Origin of the sequence: Poseidonocella sp. HB161398, assembly GCF_005870025.1 — a bacterium.
Taxonomy (GTDB): domain Bacteria; phylum Pseudomonadota; class Alphaproteobacteria; order Rhodobacterales; family Rhodobacteraceae; genus Mangrovicoccus.
Genome location: NZ_VATA01000005.1, coordinates 100232 through 117833, shown reverse-complemented (window position 1 = coordinate 117833; position 17602 = coordinate 100232). Strand labels below are relative to the sequence as shown.

At 72.3% G+C, this 17602-nt stretch carries 15 protein-coding genes; 13 read left to right on the top strand and 2 right to left on the bottom strand.

All coding sequences use genetic code 11. The features are described from left to right. Nucleotides 1-135 precede the first annotated feature (135 nt). Entirely contained in the window at nt 136-1077 is a 942-nt protein-coding gene (locus FGX59_RS06375; protein ID WP_138465687.1) for a DMT family transporter, read from the bottom strand. A gap of 97 nt (nt 1078-1174) precedes the next feature. Between FGX59_RS06375 and FGX59_RS06370 the strand changes: the two genes are divergently transcribed. From FGX59_RS06370 to FGX59_RS06335, 8 genes are all read left to right on the top strand, one after another. Next, a complete protein-coding gene (locus FGX59_RS06370; RefSeq protein WP_138465686.1) occupies nt 1175-1954 on the top strand; it encodes a helix-turn-helix domain-containing protein in 780 nt (259 codons plus the stop codon). A gap of 782 nt (nt 1955-2736) precedes the next feature. Beyond that, nucleotides 2737-3522 carry an ABC transporter ATP-binding protein gene (locus FGX59_RS06365; protein WP_171060534.1) on the top strand — a complete coding sequence of 262 codons (786 nt, stop codon included), beginning with the start codon at nt 2737-2739 and terminating at the stop codon, nt 3520-3522. Then, nucleotides 3519-4508, top strand: coding sequence for an iron ABC transporter permease (locus FGX59_RS06360; protein WP_138465684.1), 990 nt, complete (start codon nt 3519-3521; stop codon nt 4506-4508). Before FGX59_RS06365 ends, FGX59_RS06360 begins: the two co-directional genes overlap by 4 nt. Further along, nucleotides 4505-5554 carry an iron ABC transporter permease gene (locus FGX59_RS06355; protein ID WP_138465683.1) on the top strand — a complete coding sequence of 350 codons (1050 nt, stop codon included), beginning with the start codon at nt 4505-4507 and terminating at the stop codon, nt 5552-5554. The genes FGX59_RS06360 and FGX59_RS06355 overlap by 4 nt, the downstream gene beginning before the upstream one ends. 65 nt (nt 5555-5619) lie before the next feature. Continuing rightward, the gene (locus tag FGX59_RS06350; RefSeq protein ID WP_138465682.1) at nt 5620-6576 is read left to right on the top strand and encodes an ABC transporter substrate-binding protein; all 957 of its coding nucleotides are present in this window, start codon (nt 5620-5622) and stop codon (nt 6574-6576) included. A gap of 141 nt (nt 6577-6717) precedes the next feature. Continuing rightward, a complete protein-coding gene (locus FGX59_RS06345; protein ID WP_138465681.1) occupies nt 6718-7359 on the top strand; it encodes a hypothetical protein in 642 nt (213 codons plus the stop codon). A gap of 218 nt (nt 7360-7577) precedes the next feature. Continuing rightward, on the top strand, nt 7578-7844 hold the full coding sequence (locus FGX59_RS06340; RefSeq protein WP_138465680.1) for a hypothetical protein: 267 nt from the start codon (nt 7578-7580) through the stop codon (nt 7842-7844). Between the two features lie 112 nt (nt 7845-7956). Further along, the gene (locus FGX59_RS06335) at nt 7957-8874 is read left to right on the top strand and encodes an AraC family transcriptional regulator (protein ID WP_138465679.1); all 918 of its coding nucleotides are present in this window, start codon (nt 7957-7959) and stop codon (nt 8872-8874) included. A gap of 4 nt (nt 8875-8878) precedes the next feature. Here FGX59_RS06335 and FGX59_RS06330 read toward each other — a convergent pair whose 3' ends face one another. Next, nucleotides 8879-10984: a TonB-dependent siderophore receptor gene (locus FGX59_RS06330; RefSeq protein ID WP_138465678.1), complete on the bottom strand. Its 2106-nt coding sequence runs from the start codon at nt 10982-10984 to the stop codon at nt 8879-8881. Between the two features lie 283 nt (nt 10985-11267). Here FGX59_RS06330 and FGX59_RS06325 point away from each other — a divergent pair, with 283 nt between their 5' ends. From FGX59_RS06325 to FGX59_RS06305, 5 genes are all read left to right on the top strand, one after another. Beyond that, nucleotides 11268-12248 carry an iron-siderophore ABC transporter substrate-binding protein gene (locus FGX59_RS06325; RefSeq protein WP_138465677.1) on the top strand — a complete coding sequence of 327 codons (981 nt, stop codon included), beginning with the start codon at nt 11268-11270 and terminating at the stop codon, nt 12246-12248. Next, entirely contained in the window at nt 12245-13270 is a 1026-nt protein-coding gene (locus tag FGX59_RS06320; RefSeq protein WP_138465676.1) for an iron ABC transporter permease, read from the top strand. The genes FGX59_RS06325 and FGX59_RS06320 overlap by 4 nt, the downstream gene beginning before the upstream one ends. Beyond that, nucleotides 13267-14304, top strand: a complete 1038-nt coding sequence (locus FGX59_RS06315; RefSeq protein WP_138465675.1) for an iron chelate uptake ABC transporter family permease subunit — start codon at nt 13267-13269, stop codon at nt 14302-14304. Before FGX59_RS06320 ends, FGX59_RS06315 begins: the two co-directional genes overlap by 4 nt. Then, the gene (locus FGX59_RS06310) at nt 14301-15152 is read left to right on the top strand and encodes an ABC transporter ATP-binding protein (protein WP_138465674.1); all 852 of its coding nucleotides are present in this window, start codon (nt 14301-14303) and stop codon (nt 15150-15152) included. The genes FGX59_RS06315 and FGX59_RS06310 overlap by 4 nt, the downstream gene beginning before the upstream one ends. 1246 nt (nt 15153-16398) lie before the next feature. After that, nucleotides 16399-16923 carry a hypothetical protein gene (locus FGX59_RS06305; RefSeq protein ID WP_138465673.1) on the top strand — a complete coding sequence of 175 codons (525 nt, stop codon included), beginning with the start codon at nt 16399-16401 and terminating at the stop codon, nt 16921-16923. Nucleotides 16924-17602: the final 679 nt, after the last annotated feature.

Here is a 17602-nt window from a genome sequence, read left to right as displayed (position 1 = left end):
GTTGCGACGACCGTAGCTGTGCAGGCGGTCTGGCCATTGCGGAACCTGCGCCGCCAAGGGCCGCCGGTTAGGCGTCGGAGCCGCGGGAAGCGCACGATCCCGCCCCGCCCGGCCCGTCTGGTCAGGCCCGTCTGGTCAGGCCTGCGCCGCGCGGCAGGCCTCTGCCCGGCGGCGCCTCTGCAGCAGCATCTCGTGGCCCTGCACGATGCCCATCCCCGCCAGCACCAGCGTGCCGCCCGCGAGAAAGCCCGGGGAAAGCGGCTCGCCCAGCAGCAGCGCGCCGAGCGCCACGCCGAAGAGCGGCGTCATCAGGCTGAGGATGCCGAGGCGCGAAGAGGGGTAGATCTGCAGCAGGCGGAACCAGGCGAGGAAGCTCAGCGCGCAGACCACCAGCGTCTGGAAGGAGAGGCTCGCCCAGAGAAGCCCGCCCGGCGCCACCCCGGTCCGCCCGGTCGCCCAGGCGAAGGCCAGCGCCGCTGCCCCGGCGATGCCGAGCTGGCAGGAGAGCGTCTGCGCCGGCGGCGCCTCCGCCAGCCGCGTCGTGCGGATCACCACCGTGGTCATCCCCCAGGCCAGCCCCGCGCCGAGCGCCAGCAGGTCGCCCGCCAGCATCTGCGCCGTCAGCCCCGGAGCGCCGCCCTCTCCGGGCAGCAGGAAGACCGCCGCCACCCCGGCGAAAGCCACGGCCACCCCCGTCCATTGCACCGGCCGCAGCCGCTCCTCGGGCTGGGCCAGATGCAGCCCGATCGCCGCGAAGACCGGCGCGGTATAGAGGAAGACCGAGACATGCGCGGCGCTTGTCCGCTCCAGCGCGGCGGCCACGAGCAGGAATTCCAGCGCAAAGAGCCCGCCCGCCGCAAGCCCCGGTCCGGCCAGCACCCCCGGAACCCAGCGGTCCCGGCCCCGCCAGCGGCTCCACCCCCAGACCAGCAGCGCCGCCACGGCCGAGCGCAGGCCGATCTGCAGCACCGGCTCCATCGCCCCGGCCACCGCCTTCATGGAGACCTGCTGCATGCCCCAGACGAGGCAGAGGACCAGCATCGCGGAGAGGGCCGCGGCATCGACGGGTTTCTTCATGGCGCACCTGACGGACGGAGAACTCCGCGCTGTCTATCCCGTCGCATCTGCGGCATATAGCGCAGAACTGCCAGTCGCTAGCGAGGACGGGCCAGCCATGCCGAAACCTGCGGCGCCGCATCTGCGCGCCTCGCCCTTCACCGACCGGCTGCCGGGGCCGGTCTTCCACCGGGTCGAGGCGGTACCGGCCAACGGGCTCTATCCCGAGGCGGCGCATGACTGGGGCGAGTTCGTCTACTGCCATGCCGGGGTAACCGAGGTGACGGCGGCCGGCGCGCGTCTGCTGGCACCCCCGCATATGGGCATCTGGATCCCGCCGGGACTGGCGCATACCGGCTCCAACCGCGAGGCGACCGAGCATTGTTCGGTCTATGTCGCCCGCGATCTCTGCGCCGCCATGCCCGGGCGGCTCTGCGCGCTGGTGGTCACCCCGCTCCTGCGCGCGATCCTCGAGGAGCTGCGCGCCGTGCCCTGGGACGGCAGCGCGGCGCAGGGGCGGCTGCTCCGGGTGCTGGCGGACCAGCTCTCGGCCTGCCGGGTGGCGGACAGCTTCGTGCCGGATTCGGCCGATCCGCAGCTCGGGGCGCTGCTGGCGGTGCTGCGCGCCGATCCCTCGGACGGGCGCCCGCTGGCCGAGCTGGCGCGCGCCCATGGCATGAGCGAGCGCAGCCTGATCCGCCGCTGCCGCCGCGATCTCGGCATGTCGCTGACGGAATGGCGCCAGCGCCTGCGGGTCGTCGCGGCGATCTCGCGGCTGCAGGCCGGGGCCAGCGTCGAGGCGGTCGCGCTGGATCTGGGCTATTCCACCGCCTCGGCCTTCATCGCCATGTTCCGCGGCCTCACCGGAGAGAGCCCCGGCCGCTTCGTCGGCCGCTAGCCGCCTCCCGGCAGAGGCCGTCGAAGCAGGGGCGACGCCGGGCGGCTTTCGGAGGGCGGAGGCGGACGACTGCGGCCGAGGCTCCGGGACCTCTGTCCCGCGGACGGCGACATTCGGGGCTGGCCTGCCACGGGTGCCGGGGCGCTGGGGAGCCCCGGAAGAAGTCGCAGTCGCGCAATGCTGGCGGACCTCGCCGCCCCGTCCCGCAGATGCCCTCGAGAGCCGGTCCCGCGACTTTTCCGGCCATTCGCGCGGCGAACCCGATCGGGCGTTCCATGCGCCGACGGGCCTGCCGGAGAGGCCCGCGCGTGGCGAGGCACAGGACAAGCCGACCCTCTCCGCCCTGCCCTGTCCGGCCGCGGAAATCCATGGCGCGGACCGCGCCTAGCAGGGTGCTGCAAAAGGATTATAGGTGAGCGTCGCGGAGGAAATTCTTCTGGATTCTGCCAAGAATACTCCCTGAATCGCGCAGGTTTGGCAGATCTCAGGGCCATTTTCTCAGTTTCGTTCCACGCTCCACGGCCGAACAGACTATTTGAGCACACTGCTAGGCGCTGTTCTTGCGTGGAGAATGCCGTCCCGCGCCGGGAATGGCACCTGGCGCGGGACGGCCCCCCCCCGGTTTGCCAGTCTCGAGAGAGCTCCGGCCCGCGATGACGCCCGCGGCGGCGGTTTCTGCGGCACATGGTATACCTTACTATTGTTATCGGGTACTTCGCACCGTAAGACTCGTCCCCGGGGAGGACATCTCAACCAGCCCGGCACAGGGCGAGGATGTCGCTGTGGAACAGCCACGGATCACCGTCGATGGCGTCAGCTTCGGCTATGGCGGGCCGCCGGTCATCGAGGCCCTCTCGCTCGAGGCGCGGCGCGGGGAGTTCCTTGCGGTCCTCGGTCCGAACGGCTGCGGGAAATCCACCCTGCTGAAGGTCATCGCCGGGCTGAACCGTCCCTCGGCGGGCCGCGTGCTGGCCGGGGGCGAGGACGTCTCGGCCCTGTCGCGCCGGATGCTGGCGCGGCGCATCGCCGTCCTGACCCAGGCGGGATCGCCGCCGCCGAACATGAGCGTGCACGAGATGATCGCCATGGGCCGCTATTCCCACCAGTCCCTGCTGTCGCGCCGGTCGCGCGAGGACGAGGCGGCGGTGGCCCGGGCGGTGCGCGACATGCAGGTGGAGGAGCTCCTGGGGAAGCGGGTCGGCGCCCTCTCCGGCGGCCAGCTTCAGCGCTGCCGGATGGCGATGGTGCTGGCGCAGGGCAGCGAGACGCTGCTGCTCGACGAGCCGACCACCTATCTCGACCTCAAGCACCAGTTCGGCATCCTCGACTGCGCCCGGCGGCAGGCGCGGGCCGGCAGGACCGTGATCGCGGTGCTGCACGACTTCACCCAGGCCTCGCTCTATGCCGACCGGGTGGCGATGCTGTCGCGCGGCCGGCTGGCCGGGCTCGGCACGCCGGAGGAGGTCCTGACCGAGGAGATGATCGCCGCGGTCTTCGGCGTCCGCACCCGCGCCGCGCGGGCCCATGGCGCCGTCTTCCACGTCCCGCTCGGAGCGGCCGCGCCGTGACGATTGCCGGTCCGCTGCTCATCGCCGCCCTGCTGGCGGTCTCGGTGCTGCATCTCGCCTCCGGCGCGATGCCGGTGCCGCCGGGCGAGGTGATCGCCGCGCTCTTCTCCTATGACAGCGGCAATTTCAGCCATGTCATCGTCGTCAAGCAGCGGCTGACCCGCCTTGCCGTGGCGCTCTATTGCGGCGGGGCGCTGGCGGTGTCGGGGCTGCTGATGCAGCGCGTCTTCCGCAACGGGCTGGTCTCGCCCTCCACGCTCGGCGTCAATTCCGGCGCGACCGCCTTCGTGGTGCTGTCGGTCTTCTTCCTCGGCGCCTCGGGCGGGGCGCTGTTCCTGCCGGCGCTTGCCGGCGCGCTCCTGGCGCTGGCCCTGACCTTCGCGACCGCGGGGCTGCTGCGCGGCCAGGGCGACCCGCGGCTGAACCTGGTGCTGGCGGGATCCATGGTCGGGGTGCTCTTCTCCTCGGCGACGACGCTGGTCCTGTCCTTCGACCCCGACCGGTTCGAGAACGTCATCAGCTGGCTGATCGGCGATATCGGCAATTTCGACTACCGCGAGCTGCGGCTGATGGCGCCCCTCGGCGCGGTGGCGATGGCGGCGGCCCTGGCGGTCTGCCGGGCGATCGACCTGCTGGCGCTCGGCGACGAGCAGGCGGCCGTGATGGGCGGCCATGTCCGGCTGATCGCCGGGAGCGCGCTGGGGGTGGCGCTGATCCTCTCGGTCAGCGCCGTCGTGGTGGTCGGGCCGATCGGCTTCGTCGGCCTGATCCTGCCCCATGCGACCCGGCTGATCGCCGGCGAGTTCGGCCGCGGGCCGCTCCTCTTCTGCGCGGGGGGCGGAGCGCTGGCGGTGACCGCGGCAGATCTGGCCGCGCGCACCATGGCAGCGCCGAAAGTGCTGAACGTGGGCAGCGTCATGGGGCTGGCCGGCGGGGCCGCGTTCCTGGTCCTCGTCCTCGCCACGGCCCGGAGGGTGGCGCGATGACCCCGGGCACGACCGTCCTCCGGCTCGGCCGGGTCCTCTCGCTGCCGGTCGGACGGCGGTTCCTGATCGTCGCGCCGCTGCTCCTGCTGGCGCTCCTGGCAAGCTGCTGGCTGGCCCTGGCGGCGGGATATTCCGGAACGCGGGCCGCGGATATCTGGCAGGCCGTCACCCTGCCGCGGGAGGCGATGGAGGACCCCGCGCGGATGATCGCCGGTTTCCGGATGCCGCGGATCGTCGCGGCGGTGCTGGCGGGGTCTATGATGGCGGCCTCGGGCTACCTGCTGCAGGTCGTCTCCCGCAACGGCCTGGCCGATCCCGGCCTGCTCGGGCTCTCGGACGGCGCCTCGGTGGCAGTCCTGCTGGGCGGCGCGCTGGCCGGTTCCGCGGTGATCGCCCCGCCGGTCCTCGCCGCCCTCGCCCTGGCGGGTTCGCTGGGCGCCGCGCTGCTGGTCGTCGGGCTCGGGCGCAGGATGCTGACCGGCGGCGGGATCATCCTGGTCGGCCTGGCGACCAGCATCTTCCTCGGCTCCATCGTCGAGATCATCCTCGTGACCGGAAGCGCCATGAACTTCTCGGCGCTCATGCAATGGTCGCGCGGGACGCTCGCGGCGGTCGACGCGGCGGATGCGCGCCTGCTGGGGCTGTGGTGGCTCCTCTTGGTGCCGCTGGCGCTCGGCCTCGGCCGGAGCATGTCGCCGCTGCTGCTGGGCGATGCCGAGGCCCGGGCCCTCGGCGTGCCGACCCGCGCCTCCGTCGCCGCATATATCATCCTCGCCGCGGCCTTCGCCGCGCCCGTCGTCGCAACCTGCGGCCCCGTGGCCTTCATCGGGCTCATGGCCTCCTATGTCGCGCGCAGCCTGGTGGGCGACCGGCCGACCGAGGTGCTGCTGGCCGCGATGCTCTCGGGCGGGCTGATCCTGCTCTGGGCGGACACGGCGGGCCGGACGCTCTTCGGGCCGGTCCAGGTCTCGGCCGGCATCATGATCTCCGTCGTCGGGGTCCTGGTCTTCGTGCTCGCCGCGCGGGCCGGACGGCTGGCGCGCTGAGGCGCAACACGACCCGTGCGCTGAGGCGCAACACGACCCGTTTCCAACCGGCAAGGACTGTCCAGATGAAACCATACCTTACCGCCCTCGTCGCCATGCTCGCCGCGCTGCCTGCCGCCGCGCAGGAGGCCCTGCGGACGATCACCGACCATGCAGGCTACGAGGTAAGCTATCCCGCCGAGCCGCAGCGCATCGTCTCGCTGCACGACTGGACCGTGACGGTCATGGCCTACGAGCTCGGCGCGAACCTGGTCGGCAGCACCGGACGGATGAGCGGCGACGGCAGCTATTTCGTGCGCTCCGGGCGCGAGCTCTACGGCCTGACCTTCGACGACATCGCCCTTGCCTCGGTGCATGGCCAGCTCGACATGGAGCGCATCGCCTCGCTGCACCCGGATCTGATCATCGGCAATCTCGGCGACACGCTGGAATACCGCGACCAGCTGGCCACGATCGCGCCGACCATCATCTTCGATCCGATGAACGGCCGCACGGCGATGGAGAACTACCGGGACTTCGCCGGCTGGGTGAACCGGCAGGAGACTTTCGACGCCCTCCTGGCCCGCTACCGGGCGCGGATCGACGCGCTCCGTCCGGAGATCGCCGGCGCGGGCGGCCACCCCAGCTATGTCGCCATGCTGCCCAATCCCGAGAACGGGTCGATCCGGCTCTTCCGCACCTATGGCGCGCAGTCCCAGGTGCTCGAGGATCTCGGCTTCCGCCCGCTGCCGGTGGTCGGCGAAGTGCCCGAGGGGCGGCAGGACGCGAATTTCTCGCCCGAGATCATCGGCCAGATGAATGCCGACTGGATCTTCACGACCCATATCTCCGACCGCGGCGAGGACGAGGCCGCGATGCTGGCGGCGCTGGAGCAGATCGCGCCGGGCGCGACCGGCTTTCTCGATGCCGTCGCGGCCGGCCGGTTCCACTCCTCGGACCGCTTCCACGTCTATCCGATGACCTTCCGCGCGATGGACTACTTCCTCGACGAGCTGGCAGGCCTGGTGCAGGCGCGCAACTGATCCGGGCGGCCGGGTGCGATCTTCCCCGGCAGCATGCCCCCCGCCCGGAGCGGCGTCCGGCTCCGATCTTCCCTTCCCGGAGGCAGGACCCGGCGCAGCACCCGTCCGGCACGGAGCCCCCGCCCGGTCGAGATGGGCGGCATGGCTGCGGTTCCGCGCATCGGCGGCGGTGCAGGCGGCGCCGTTCACCTTGCCCGAGGGCTCGAAATAGGACGGCGCGATCCCGTTCCCGGCCACCGCCTCGCGGGCAAAGCCGATGGCCTGCCGGTTCAGCGCGATCTGCGCCCGGTCGCCGCCGCCGCCGGCATAGTCCTCGGAGGTCAGCTCGTGCGGCAGGTCGATCATGAAGCCGGAATTGCGCCCGGCGGAGCCTTCGCCGATCTGCCCCGCCTCCAGCAGGAAAACGTGCAGCGACGGATCGAGCTGCAGCAGGCGCCGCCCACGACCACGATATCGGCGCTCCGCTCCGCATCGAGCGGCGGCAGTGGCGCCCGCGCGGGCAGGATCGCGTTCCAGCCGGCGGGACCGGCGAGTTTCGGCAGAGGTCTGGCGGAGAAGCGCGTCGTCACGGACGGGGTCCTTCCGGATGGAGAGCGGTGGAGGAAGGTCCGGCGGCGGCAAGGGACCGGACCGCCGCCGGAGGAACCGGGCCAGCGCCCGGGCCACCCGGGGCCGGATTCCCTTCCACGGAAGACGCAATGCGCGCAGCCCGGCTGTGCCGGCGTCCTGTCCGCCTGCCACTCAGCCGGATTTGCCTCCGAGATCGGCCCCGGCCGGAAATGACCACCGCCCCCGGGGCCGCCCTATCGCGGACATGGACCGGATTTCGGACGCCCCCTGCCTGCCCGATTTGGGCGATGGCCGAGCTGCGGGGGGGGGGGAGCCCGTCTCCCGCAGGGTCCTGTTCCCGGGCGGGAACGGGGGCACCTCCGCCGCGCCTTCAACCCGGGGCGTGTCCCGGGAAGAAACGGGCCCGCATGGCATGGGCCGGAGCCGCCGCCATGCCGCAGAGCATCATCGGCGGCGCGCTTGCGCAGCTGGCGAGACACCTGCAGCCGCTCCTCTGCCACCGCGCCGGGAACCGCCGCGCGCGCCGCAATCGTCCGGTCGCCGAACGGATCGCAGCAAAGGGCATGACGTGGCCGCGCGCGGTGGCCGTCGCCTCCCCGCCGAAAAGGCACGCCTCGCACGGGCAGATCGGGCGGCGGCCGGCGCAAGCGGCTGTTCCGCGCCTTTTCTTGGCGGCGGCGGGCCCGGCCGGCGTCTGACGCCCCTTGCACCCGGGCGGGCGGGCGTCCTATCATCCCCCCACGAAATTCGGTCCAGCCCCGGGGCTTCCCTGCCAGACCTGGTCAGTGGCTGAACACGGGGCGTTCCCCTTTGGCATTTCTTCACAGCGTCATCGCCCATACCGAGGGCATCCGCCGCCGGACTCCCGTCCGCTGGCGCAGTCTCGACGGCATGATGGGCACCTACTGGCAGGCCGCCGCCGGAAAGGGCGCGGGCGGCCACTATGTCAGCGGCGATCCCAGGATCATGATCTTCTTCGAGGAGATCGCCCGCAGCATCGTCATGTCGACCGGCGCGCTGCGCCCCGAGGCGGGGCTGAGGCCGATGGCGCGGGCGCTCTACCTGCCGGCCGGGCAGCCGATGCAGACGCGCTTCACCGCCGCGCATGAATTCTCGCATCTCGACATCCACCTGCACCGCGACCGGCTGCTGCGGATCCTCGAGCCCTCGCTCGGGCGCTCCGCGGCGCTGGCCGCGATCGCGCGGCCGGTGGAGCTGGCCGATCCGGGGATGCTGACCGGGCTGGCGGAGATGCTGGTCGCGCAGGTCACCGCGCCGAGCAAGCACGACCTCTTCGCCGAGACCATCGCCGCGGGCATCGTCTCGGGGCTGCTCGATCTCGGCCCCATGGCGCCGCAGGCCCCCCCGGCCCCGCCGGAACCCGGCGGCGCGCGGCTGACGGCGGCGCAGCTCCGGCGGCTGCGCGACGGGTTCGACGCGGCCGGCGGGCGGCGCCTGGCCGTGGCCGAGCTGGCCGCGATGGTCGGGCTGTCGGAAAGCTGGTTCGGCCATGTCTTCCGCAACTCGACGGGCATGACGCCGTTGCAATGGCAGACCCGGCGGCGGGTCGACATGGCCTGCGGCCTGCTGGCGGGCAGCGACCGGCACAGCCTGACCGACATCGCCGCGCGGCTGGGCTTTGCCGACCAGGCGCATCTGACCCGCACCTTCCGCCAGGTGACCGGCGAGACCCCGGCCGCCTGGCGCCGCGCGCAGCGCGCGGGCTGAGCCGCTACCAGCGGCGGCGCAGCGTGACCGCGACCTCGCGCGAGGGGTTGTAGAAATTCGCGCCGCCGCCTTCCCAGACCAGGACCTTCTCGTCGAGCAGGTTCGAGACCGTGACGCCCAGCGAGGTGTTCTCGGCCAGGTCGTAGCTGAAGGAGGCGTCGTAGATAGTATAGGCGCCGACCTCGATCTCGTTGTCATTGGTCGCGTAGTAGTCGCCGGTATAGCGCATCCCCAGCCCGAAGGTCATGTCGCCGCGCGGCCCCCGCCCGTCGAGCGTGTAGTTCACCCACAGCGAGGCGGTCTGCTCGGGCACGAAGCCCAGCTGGTTGCCCTCGTTGCCGCCGGTGCCGTTCTCGACGATCTCGCTGTCGATCCAGGAATAGCCGGCGATCACGTCGAAGCCGCGGACCAGGTCGACCTTGGCCTCCAGATCGAGGCCGCGGACCTCCACCTCGCCCACGGTCTCCTGGACATAGGTGTTCGGGTTCGTGACGGTGATATTGGTCTTGGTCAGGTCGTAGAGCGCCGCGCTGAGGATCGAGGAGGTCCCCGCCGGGCGGTACTTCACCCCGATCTCGTACTGCTCGCCGCGCTCGGGCGCGATCTCCAGCCCCGCCGGGACCACGGATTCCGCGTAGGAGCCATAGACCGAGAGCTGCGGCGTGATCTTGTAGGTCAGCGCCAGCCGCGCGGTGGTGGCATCGAAATCGTCGGACTCCTTCGTCCCCGCCAGATAGTCGGTGCGGGTGATATCGAACCAGTCCTGCCGCACCCCGCCCGACAGGATCACCCGGTCGGCGAAGGTCAGCTCCTGCTGGGCATAGACCGCGCGGGTCTCCTGCTCGGTGCGCAGATCCTGGTAGGGGGTCAGGTCATCCAGATCGATGCCGCCGGCGTAATGCACATCGGTCCAGTCGATCGGATCCGCCCCCGCCCACCAGTTGGTCGCCCGCCGGTCGCCCTGGCTGGCATCGACCCCGGCCAGGGTCCGGCTCTTCGCCCAGCCCAGATCCATGTCGTATTGCAGATGGACGTCGCCGATCAGCGTCTCTTCGTCGGTCTCGTTGGCGAAGTAGTAGCGGTAGGCGGTGGTCGGCGCGGCGGTGCCGTTGAGATAGACATAGCCGAAATCGCTGTCGGCATCGCTCCAGCGCAGCGTGGAGCCCAGCGTCAGCCCGTTGCCGAAATCATGGCTGGCCATCAGCGTCGCGCTGGTCCGCTCGGTGCCGCGGTAGTTGAAATCCGGCTCGCCGAAGAAGGTGCTGCGGTCGAAATTCGTCCCCGAGGGATGGCCGGTGCCGCCCGGCACGCCGTCGCGGTCGAGATAGTCCAGCAGGAAGGTCAGCTCGGTCGCGTTCGAAGGCCGCCAGGTCAGGCCGATCATGGCGAAGCGCTCGTCGTCGCGGGAATAGTCGTATTCCGCATCCGCGTCGCGCAGCTTGGCCGTGACGCGGTAGGACAGCCGCCCCCCCTCGATCAGGTCGTCGCCGAAATCCGCGCCGATCTCCTTCGCCTCGAAGGAACCGGCCTGGACATAGCCCTCGCCCCAGCGGCCGGTCTTCGGCGTCTTCGACACGTAGTTCACCATGCCGCCCGGATCGGAGATGCCGAAGGTGGTGGAATTCGCGCCCTTGAGCACCTCGACGCGCTCGAAGGCGAAGGGCTCTTCGCGGATGCCGCCGAAATTCTCGCCGAAGCCCAGCCGCAGCCCGTCGCGATAGGTATAGGCGTCGAAGCCGCGGATCAGGAAATAGTCGAACCGGTCGTCGGAGCCGTAGAAATCGGTGGAGACGCCGGGCGTGTACTGCAGCACCTCCTCGATGCTGGTGGCGCCGCGCCGCTCGATCTCGGCGGAGGTGATGACGGAAATGCTCGCGGCGGTGTCGAGCATGTCGGTCTCCATCCGGCTGGCGCCGCTCGTCGTGGCGGCGGCCAGCGAGGTCCCGTCCGACGCGGCGCCCTGCACCAGGATCGGGTCGAGCACCAGGGTCTCGTCCGCGCTCTGGGCGCGGGCGGCGGGCGGCAGCGCGGCCAGGGCGGTGCAGCCGAGCAGGAGGGAGAGCACGCGGATCGGCCGCGTGCTGCGGCGGGACAGGAGGAATTCGGGCATCGTGATACGGTCTACTTGCTGATGTCGGCGGCTGGCCCGGAAGGGAGAGGCTGGCATGTCGGAGCGGATGGGGAGGCCCGACTCTCGGGCCATGGCGCGCATGAAATCGTGCGGCGATGGCGGCGATCTATCCCGTTTTCCGGGCAGCGTCTTGAAAATTCCAACTGTTTTTGTCGGAATCCACGGCTAATCCGTCCCGGCCGCCTGCGGAAGCGGGCTTGGCGCTTGACCGGACGGGCGCGAAGGTGAAATCCGGCGGCATCGAGCACAAGGAGACCCCGCCATGCTGCGCCGACTGGCCCGCCAAATCCTCACCGCCGCCGCGCTTCTCGCCGCCCCGCCGGCACTGGCGGACACCTTCCCGGTCACGGTCTCGCATGTCTTCGGCACCACGGTCATCCCCGCGCCGCCGAAGCGGGTCGCGACGGTCAACTGGGCCAATCACGAGGTGCCGCTGGCGCTCGGCATCGTGCCGGTGGGCTTCGCCCGGGCGAATTTCGGCGATGACGACGGCGACGGGATGCTGCCCTGGGTCAAGGCGCGGCTCGACGAGCTCGGCGGCCCGGCGCCCGTGCTTTTCGACGAGGGCGACGGGATCGATTTCGAGGCGGTCGCCGCCACCCGCCCCGACGTGATCCTGGCCGCCCATTCCGGGATGAGCCGCGAGGATTACGAGCTGCTCAGCCGCATCGCCCCGGTGGTCGCCTATCCCGACGCGCCCTGGACCACGGACTGGCGCTCCATGATCCGGCTGAACGCCGCCGGGCTCGGCATGTCCGCCGAGGGCGAGGCGCTGATCGCCCGGACCGAGGCCGAGATTGCCGCCGAGGTTGCGAAATACCCCGAGCTCGAGGGCCGCACGGCGATGTTCATCACCCATCTCGAGGCCCGCGATCTCAGCCAGATCCGCTTCTATTCGGCGAATGACACGCGGGTGAAGTTCTTCGAGGATCTGGGCCTGCGCCAGCCTGCGAGCGTGCGCGAGGCGACCCGGCCGGGCCAGTATGCCGCCGAGATCAGCGCCGAGCGGATCGACCTCTTCGACGATGTCGACATCGTGCTGACCTATGGCGACGACGCACTGCTGGAGCGGCTGGAGGCCGATCCGCTGACCTCGCACATGGCGCCGGTGGCGCGCGGCTCGGTCGTGCTCCTGTCGAACGATCCGGCCGGCACTGCCGCGCATCCGACGCCGCTGGGCATCTCCTGGGTGCTTCCGGACTATGTCGCCAAGCTCGCCGCAGCGGCGCGCAACGCGGAATGACCGCCGCCGCGGCCGCCCCGCAGCGCCGCGCGGCCCGCGCGCGCTGGATCCTGCTGCTGCTGGCCGGGCTGGCCGTGGCGGCGGGGCTGTCGCTGGCCATCGGCGCGCGCAGCGTGCCCCTGGCCGAGATCCTCTCGGCGCTCGGCGGCGCGCGGGACAGCGTCGGCGAGGCGGCCGTGGCACTGCGCATCCCGCGCACCCTGCTGGCCGCGGCGGCCGGGGCCGCGCTGGCGCTGGCCGGGGCGGTGATGCAGGGGGTGACGCGCAATCCGCTGGCCGATCCCGGCATCCTCGGCGTCAATGCCGGCGCCGCCTTCGCCGTGGTGGCGGGCATCGCCTTCTTCGGCCTCTCCTCGGTCTCCGCCTATGTCCTCTGCGCGATCCTCGGCGCCGGTGCCGCCGCAGCGGCGGTCTATGCGATCGGCGGGATCGGCGCGGGCGGCGCCACGCCGCTGAAGCTGGCGCTGACCGGCACGGCGGTGGCGATCGCGCTGTCGTCGCTGACCACCGCGATCGTGCTGCCGCGCGGCGACATCGCCGGGACCGCGCGCTCCTGGCAGACCGGAGGGGTCGGCGGCGCGGGCTATGACAGCCTGCGCCTCGGCCTGCCCGTCCTCGCCCTGGGCGCCGCGCTCTGCCTCGGGGCGGCGCGCGGGCTGAACATGCTGGGGCTGGGCGAAGAGACCGCGAAGGGGCTGGGCAGCCGCGTTGCCGCCACCCGCGCCCTGGCCAGCCTCGGCGCGGTGATGCTCTGCGGCACGGCGACGGCGCTCTGCGGTCCGATCGGCTTCGTCGGGCTGGTCGTGCCCCATGCCTGCCGCCTGCTCTGCGGGGCCGATCACCGCTGGCTCCTGCCCTTCTCGGCGATCGGCGGGGCGATCCTGCTGATCCTGGCCGATATCGCCGGACGGGTCGCGATGCGCCCGGCCGAGATGGATGTCGGCATTGTCACCGCCTTCCTCGGCGCGCCGGTCTTCATCTGGATCGTGCGCCGCCGCCGTGCCGGGGCGCTGGCGCAATGACCGCGGCTCCGCTTTCCGCTGGGCTGGCCCGGCTGCGCCGCGCCCGCACCCGGCACCGCGCCCGCGCCTCGGCGGCGCTGGCCCTCGCCATCCTCGCCGTGGCCGCGCTGACCCTGTCGATCGGCCATACGGTGACACCGCCCCTCGACCTGCTGCGCGCGCTGGCCGGCGCGGAGGTGCCCGGCACCAGCTTCGCCCTGCACCAGCTGCGCCTGCCCCGCGCGGTGCTGTCGCTGCTTTCAGGCGCCGCCTTCGGGCTGGGCGGCGCGGTGTTCCAGACCATGCTGCGCAACCAGCTCGCCAGCCCCGACATCGTCGGGATCACCTCGGGCGCGGGCGCGGCGGCGGTCGCGGGCATCGTGCTCTTCTCGCTGAGCGGCGCGGCGGTCTCGCTGCTGGCGGTCGGCGGCGGGCTGGGCGTTGCGCTCCTGATCTACCTGCTGGCCTGGCGCGACGGCGTCGCCGGCACGCGGCTGATCCTGGTCGGCATCGGCATGTCCGCCATGCTGCAGAGCGCGACGCTCTACATCCTGTCGAAGGCGCCGTCCTGGACCCTGCAGGAGGCCACGCGCTGGCTGGCCGGCAGCGTCAACGGCGCGCAGCTCGGCCAGGCGCTGCCGCTCTTGGCAGCGCTCGCTGTCTTCGGCACCGCGATCTTCCTCGCCGCGCGCGACCTCGAGGCGCTGCGGCTCGGCGACGACATGGCCGCAGCGCTCGGCGTGCGGCTGGGCCGGGTGCGGCTGATGGCGGTGCTGGCGGCGACCGGACTGGTCGCGGTGGCCACCGCCATGGCCGGTCCCGTGGCCTTCGTCGCCTTCCTTTCGGGCCCGGTCGCCTCGCGGCTTCTCGGCCCAGGCCGCGCGCCCTTCGCCGCAGCGGCCCTGACCGGGGCACTGCTGGTGCTGGCCGCGGATTTCACCGGCCAGGTGCTCCTGCCTTCGCGCTATCCGGTCGGCGTCGTCACCGGGCTGCTGGGCGCGCCCTATCTCGTCTATCTCGTCATCCGCCAGAACCGCAGGGGGACCCCGACATGACAGCTGCCGTCCTGATCGCCGAGCACCTGGTCTCGGGCTATGCCGGGCGCCGCGTGCTCGCCGGGCTCGACCTGGAGATCGGCCGCGGCCGGATCACCGCCATCGTCGGCGCCAATGCCTGCGGGAAATCCACGCTGCTGCGCACCATGTCGCGGCTGATCGCCCCCGAGGCGGGCCAGGTTCTGCTCGACGGGCGTTCGGTGCACCGCATGCCGCCGCGGGCGCTGGCCAGGCAGCTCGGCGTCCTGCCGCAATCGCCGAGCGCGCCCGAGGGCATCACCGTCGCCGAACTGGTCGGCATGGGCCGGCATCCGCATCAGGGCGTGCTGGCCCGCTGGTCGCGGCGCGACGACGAGGCCGTGGCGGCCGCGCTGGAGGCGACCGGCACCGCCGCCCTGGCCGAGCGCGGGCTCGACGAGCTCTCCGGCGGCCAGCGCCAGCGGGTCTGGATCGCCATGGCGCTGGCGCAGGAGACCGGGGTGCTGCTTCTCGACGAGCCGACCACCTATCTCGACATCGCCCACCAGATCGAGGTGCTCGACCTGCTGACCGATCTCAACCGCGCCCGCGCGACGACAATCGTCATGGTGCTGCACGACCTCAACCTGGCCGCGCGCTATGCCGACCGGCTGGTGGCGATGGCGGCGGGCCGGGTGCAGGCGGCCGGCCCGCCCGCGGAGGTGCTGACCGCCGCAATGGTGCGGACCGTCTTCGGGCTGGAGGCCCGCATCCTCGACGATCCGGTCTCGGGCCGTCCGATGATGCTGCCCTATGGCCGCCATCACGCCCGCCCGGCGGAGCCTGCCCCTGCTGCAGGACGCGCCGCCACGGGCGCCCGGGCGGGATAGCGTCCTCGCCCTCCGCCTCCGGACCGGGGGCGGTGCGTGGCCTCAGGCGGGCCGACGGCGAACGCGGCCCGGTCCCGTCCCGGACGGAGGCGCCGCGCCGGACCTGCCCCGTCCTGGCGCAGCGCCCGGGCATGGCGGCTGAATGTTGCCGCACGGATGCCCGGGCATGGGCCGGAACCGGCCGCCAGAACGCATGTCCCCGCCGCCCGCAGGCTGCCTCTCCGCGACCGGGGACCGCCAGAAAGACCCCGAAGCCGCCATCGAGACCGCCCGCCAGCCGCGCTCCGGTGGCCGGCTTGATGATGCATCCCCGCCTGACCGCCCTCCGGAGGCATCCTCTCCCCCTCTGCACCGCGCTGGCACATCCTCGCATCCCCCTGATCCGCGGCATTCGCCCGGATCATCGGACAGGGCCTCGGCTCTGCCCCTCCCGCGGTGACGGCCGGACGCCGCGCAGACTGCCGACAGGAGCCGGGACCGCAACACCGTCAGCACCCTCCGGCACTCTGCCGTCGCCGCAGCAGCGGGACGGGGGCGGGTCTGCTTGCGTCTCGGCCGCACGGACCTCCTCCCGGCCCCGGCTGCCCTCCTGTGCCACCGCCCTGCCCTTCCCGCAGCAACGGCCGTTTGCAGCCAGGACGCCGCGCAGACGGCCGGCCGGAGCAGGGACGGCAACACCGTCAGCACCCGCCGGCACTCTGCCGTCGCCGCAGCAGCGGGACGAGGGCGGGTCTGCTTGCGTTTCGGCCGCACAGCCCTCCTCCCGGCTCCGGCTGCCCTCCTGTGCCACCGCCCTGCCCTTCCCGCAGCAACGGCCGTTTGCAGCCAGGACGCCGCGCAGACGGCCGGCCGGAGCAGGGACGGCAACACCGTCAGCGACCCGTCGGCACTCTGCCGTTGCCGCCGCGGCAGGACGGGGGCGGGTCTGCTGGCGTCTCGGCCGCACGGACCTCCTCCCGGTCCCAACCGACCTGGCCTGCTCTCACCACCGCCATGCCAAGCCCGGCGGGATCAGGCTCCCGCGGCGCGGCGGCGGACGCCTCACCCCGGATATTGGCGGGGACCCCGTCCCGACGGGCGCGCCATGGCAGCCCGGCGCGCATCCGGCGACGGACGGGCCGCAGGCGGCAGGCGGCAGGCCGAACTGGCAGTCCCCACCCGTCCTGTACTAGGACTGGACATTCACCACCCGACAGCGGCAAGCCGACGCCTCCCCTCGGCGGACCAATGGACACCGATAGACAGAATGCCCCAGACCGACCATCTCAAGACCGACTGCTCGAAATGCGCCGCCCTCTGCTGCCTCGTGCTGGCCTTCGACAAGGGCAAGGATTTCGCCTTCGACAAGAATCCCTGCGAACCGTGCCGGAACCTCTCGGGGCACAGCTGCTCGATCCACGACAGGCTGGCGGAGGAGGGCTTTCCGGGCTGCGTCGCCTATGACTGCCTGGGCGCCGGCAACCGCGTCGTCCAGGAGGTCTTCGCCGGGCAGTCGTGGCAGACAGAGCCGCGCCTGACGCGGGTGATGATGGAGGCCTTCTCGGGCATGCGCGAGGTCCACAAGCGCATCGACCTCCTGCGGGCCGCGGGCACCCTGCCGCTGGAGCCGCAGGACGAGCAGGCCCGCCGCGACTTCCTCGCCCGGCTCGAGGAGCACCGCTGGAGCGGGCCCGAGCTCAACGATTTCGAGGCCGGCCTGGCGCTGGAGATCGACATCTTCTTCCACGGGCTCGGGAAGTCCCTGCCCGCCAGCTTCCGCGACGCTCTGTGAGCCGCAGGCCGGTCCGGCAGAGCGGCGCGACCGGCGCGCCCTACAGGGGCACGGCCGGGAGCCGGTGACAGACCGCGCAGACCCGCCGCAGCGCCTGGCCAACCGGTGCCCCGCCCCCCTTCCGGGAGCGGGACCGCCGCACCCGACCGGCCTCCGCAAGCCGTCGCAGCCACGGCGCCCGTTGTTCCGTCGACGCAGGGGGGCGCCGCGCTCCGGCCTCCCGGTCCGCATGGCAGCCCCGGCCAGCCGGGGCCGGTCCGGGCGTCGGCCGTCTCTTCCCCGCCGCCGGAGCCCGTGAGCACCAGCCGGATTTCCGCAGACGATCCGGCGCGTGGCCAGCAGCCGCGCACCCGCCACCCGGAGCCGGAGCCCGCTCGACGCGCCGCCGGTCCTTTCCGGGATCCCGTCCATCCTGCTGGCGGGATGCCAGTCTCCGTCGGGCGCGGCCCGCGGCGCCGACGGGCCCTGCGGGATGATTGCCGGTCATCTCGACGGGACGGGACCAGCGCGGAGGACGGTGCCGGGGAAGCCGTCCAAGACCGCTCCGGGTGAAGCCGCCAACCGGCTCCGTCTGCCGCCCGTTCCGGCACGGGAGCCAGTGCAGGCCGCCGGAGCGCATCGCGCCTTTGCCCAATGCCGCCGCGATGGTCCCGTCAATGGCCATTGCGGCCGTTCACCC

What these genes read in the sequence shown, in the direction of transcription:
- FGX59_RS06330 (WP_138465678.1), bottom strand. Translation starts at nt 10,984, where the DNA reads ATGCCCGAATTCCTCCTGTCCCGCCGCAGCACGCGGCCGATCCGCGTG.
- FGX59_RS06345 (WP_138465681.1), top strand. Translation starts at nt 6,718, where the DNA reads ATGGCTGCGGTTCCGCGCATCGGCGGCGGTGCAGGCGGCGCCGTTCAC.
- FGX59_RS06340 (WP_138465680.1), top strand. Translation starts at nt 7,578, where the DNA reads ATGCCGCAGAGCATCATCGGCGGCGCGCTTGCGCAGCTGGCGAGACAC.
- FGX59_RS06370 (WP_138465686.1), top strand. Translation starts at nt 1,175, where the DNA reads ATGCCGAAACCTGCGGCGCCGCATCTGCGCGCCTCGCCCTTCACCGAC.
- FGX59_RS06355 (WP_138465683.1), top strand. Translation starts at nt 4,505, where the DNA reads ATGACCCCGGGCACGACCGTCCTCCGGCTCGGCCGGGTCCTCTCGCTG.
- FGX59_RS06305 (WP_138465673.1), top strand. Translation starts at nt 16,399, where the DNA reads ATGCCCCAGACCGACCATCTCAAGACCGACTGCTCGAAATGCGCCGCC.
- FGX59_RS06325 (WP_138465677.1), top strand. Translation starts at nt 11,268, where the DNA reads ATGCTGCGCCGACTGGCCCGCCAAATCCTCACCGCCGCCGCGCTTCTC.
- FGX59_RS06320 (WP_138465676.1), top strand. Translation starts at nt 12,245, where the DNA reads ATGACCGCCGCCGCGGCCGCCCCGCAGCGCCGCGCGGCCCGCGCGCGC.
- FGX59_RS06350 (WP_138465682.1), top strand. Translation starts at nt 5,620, where the DNA reads ATGAAACCATACCTTACCGCCCTCGTCGCCATGCTCGCCGCGCTGCCT.
- FGX59_RS06375 (WP_138465687.1), bottom strand. Translation starts at nt 1,077, where the DNA reads ATGAAGAAACCCGTCGATGCCGCGGCCCTCTCCGCGATGCTGGTCCTC.
- FGX59_RS06315 (WP_138465675.1), top strand. Translation starts at nt 13,267, where the DNA reads ATGACCGCGGCTCCGCTTTCCGCTGGGCTGGCCCGGCTGCGCCGCGCC.
- FGX59_RS06310 (WP_138465674.1), top strand. Translation starts at nt 14,301, where the DNA reads ATGACAGCTGCCGTCCTGATCGCCGAGCACCTGGTCTCGGGCTATGCC.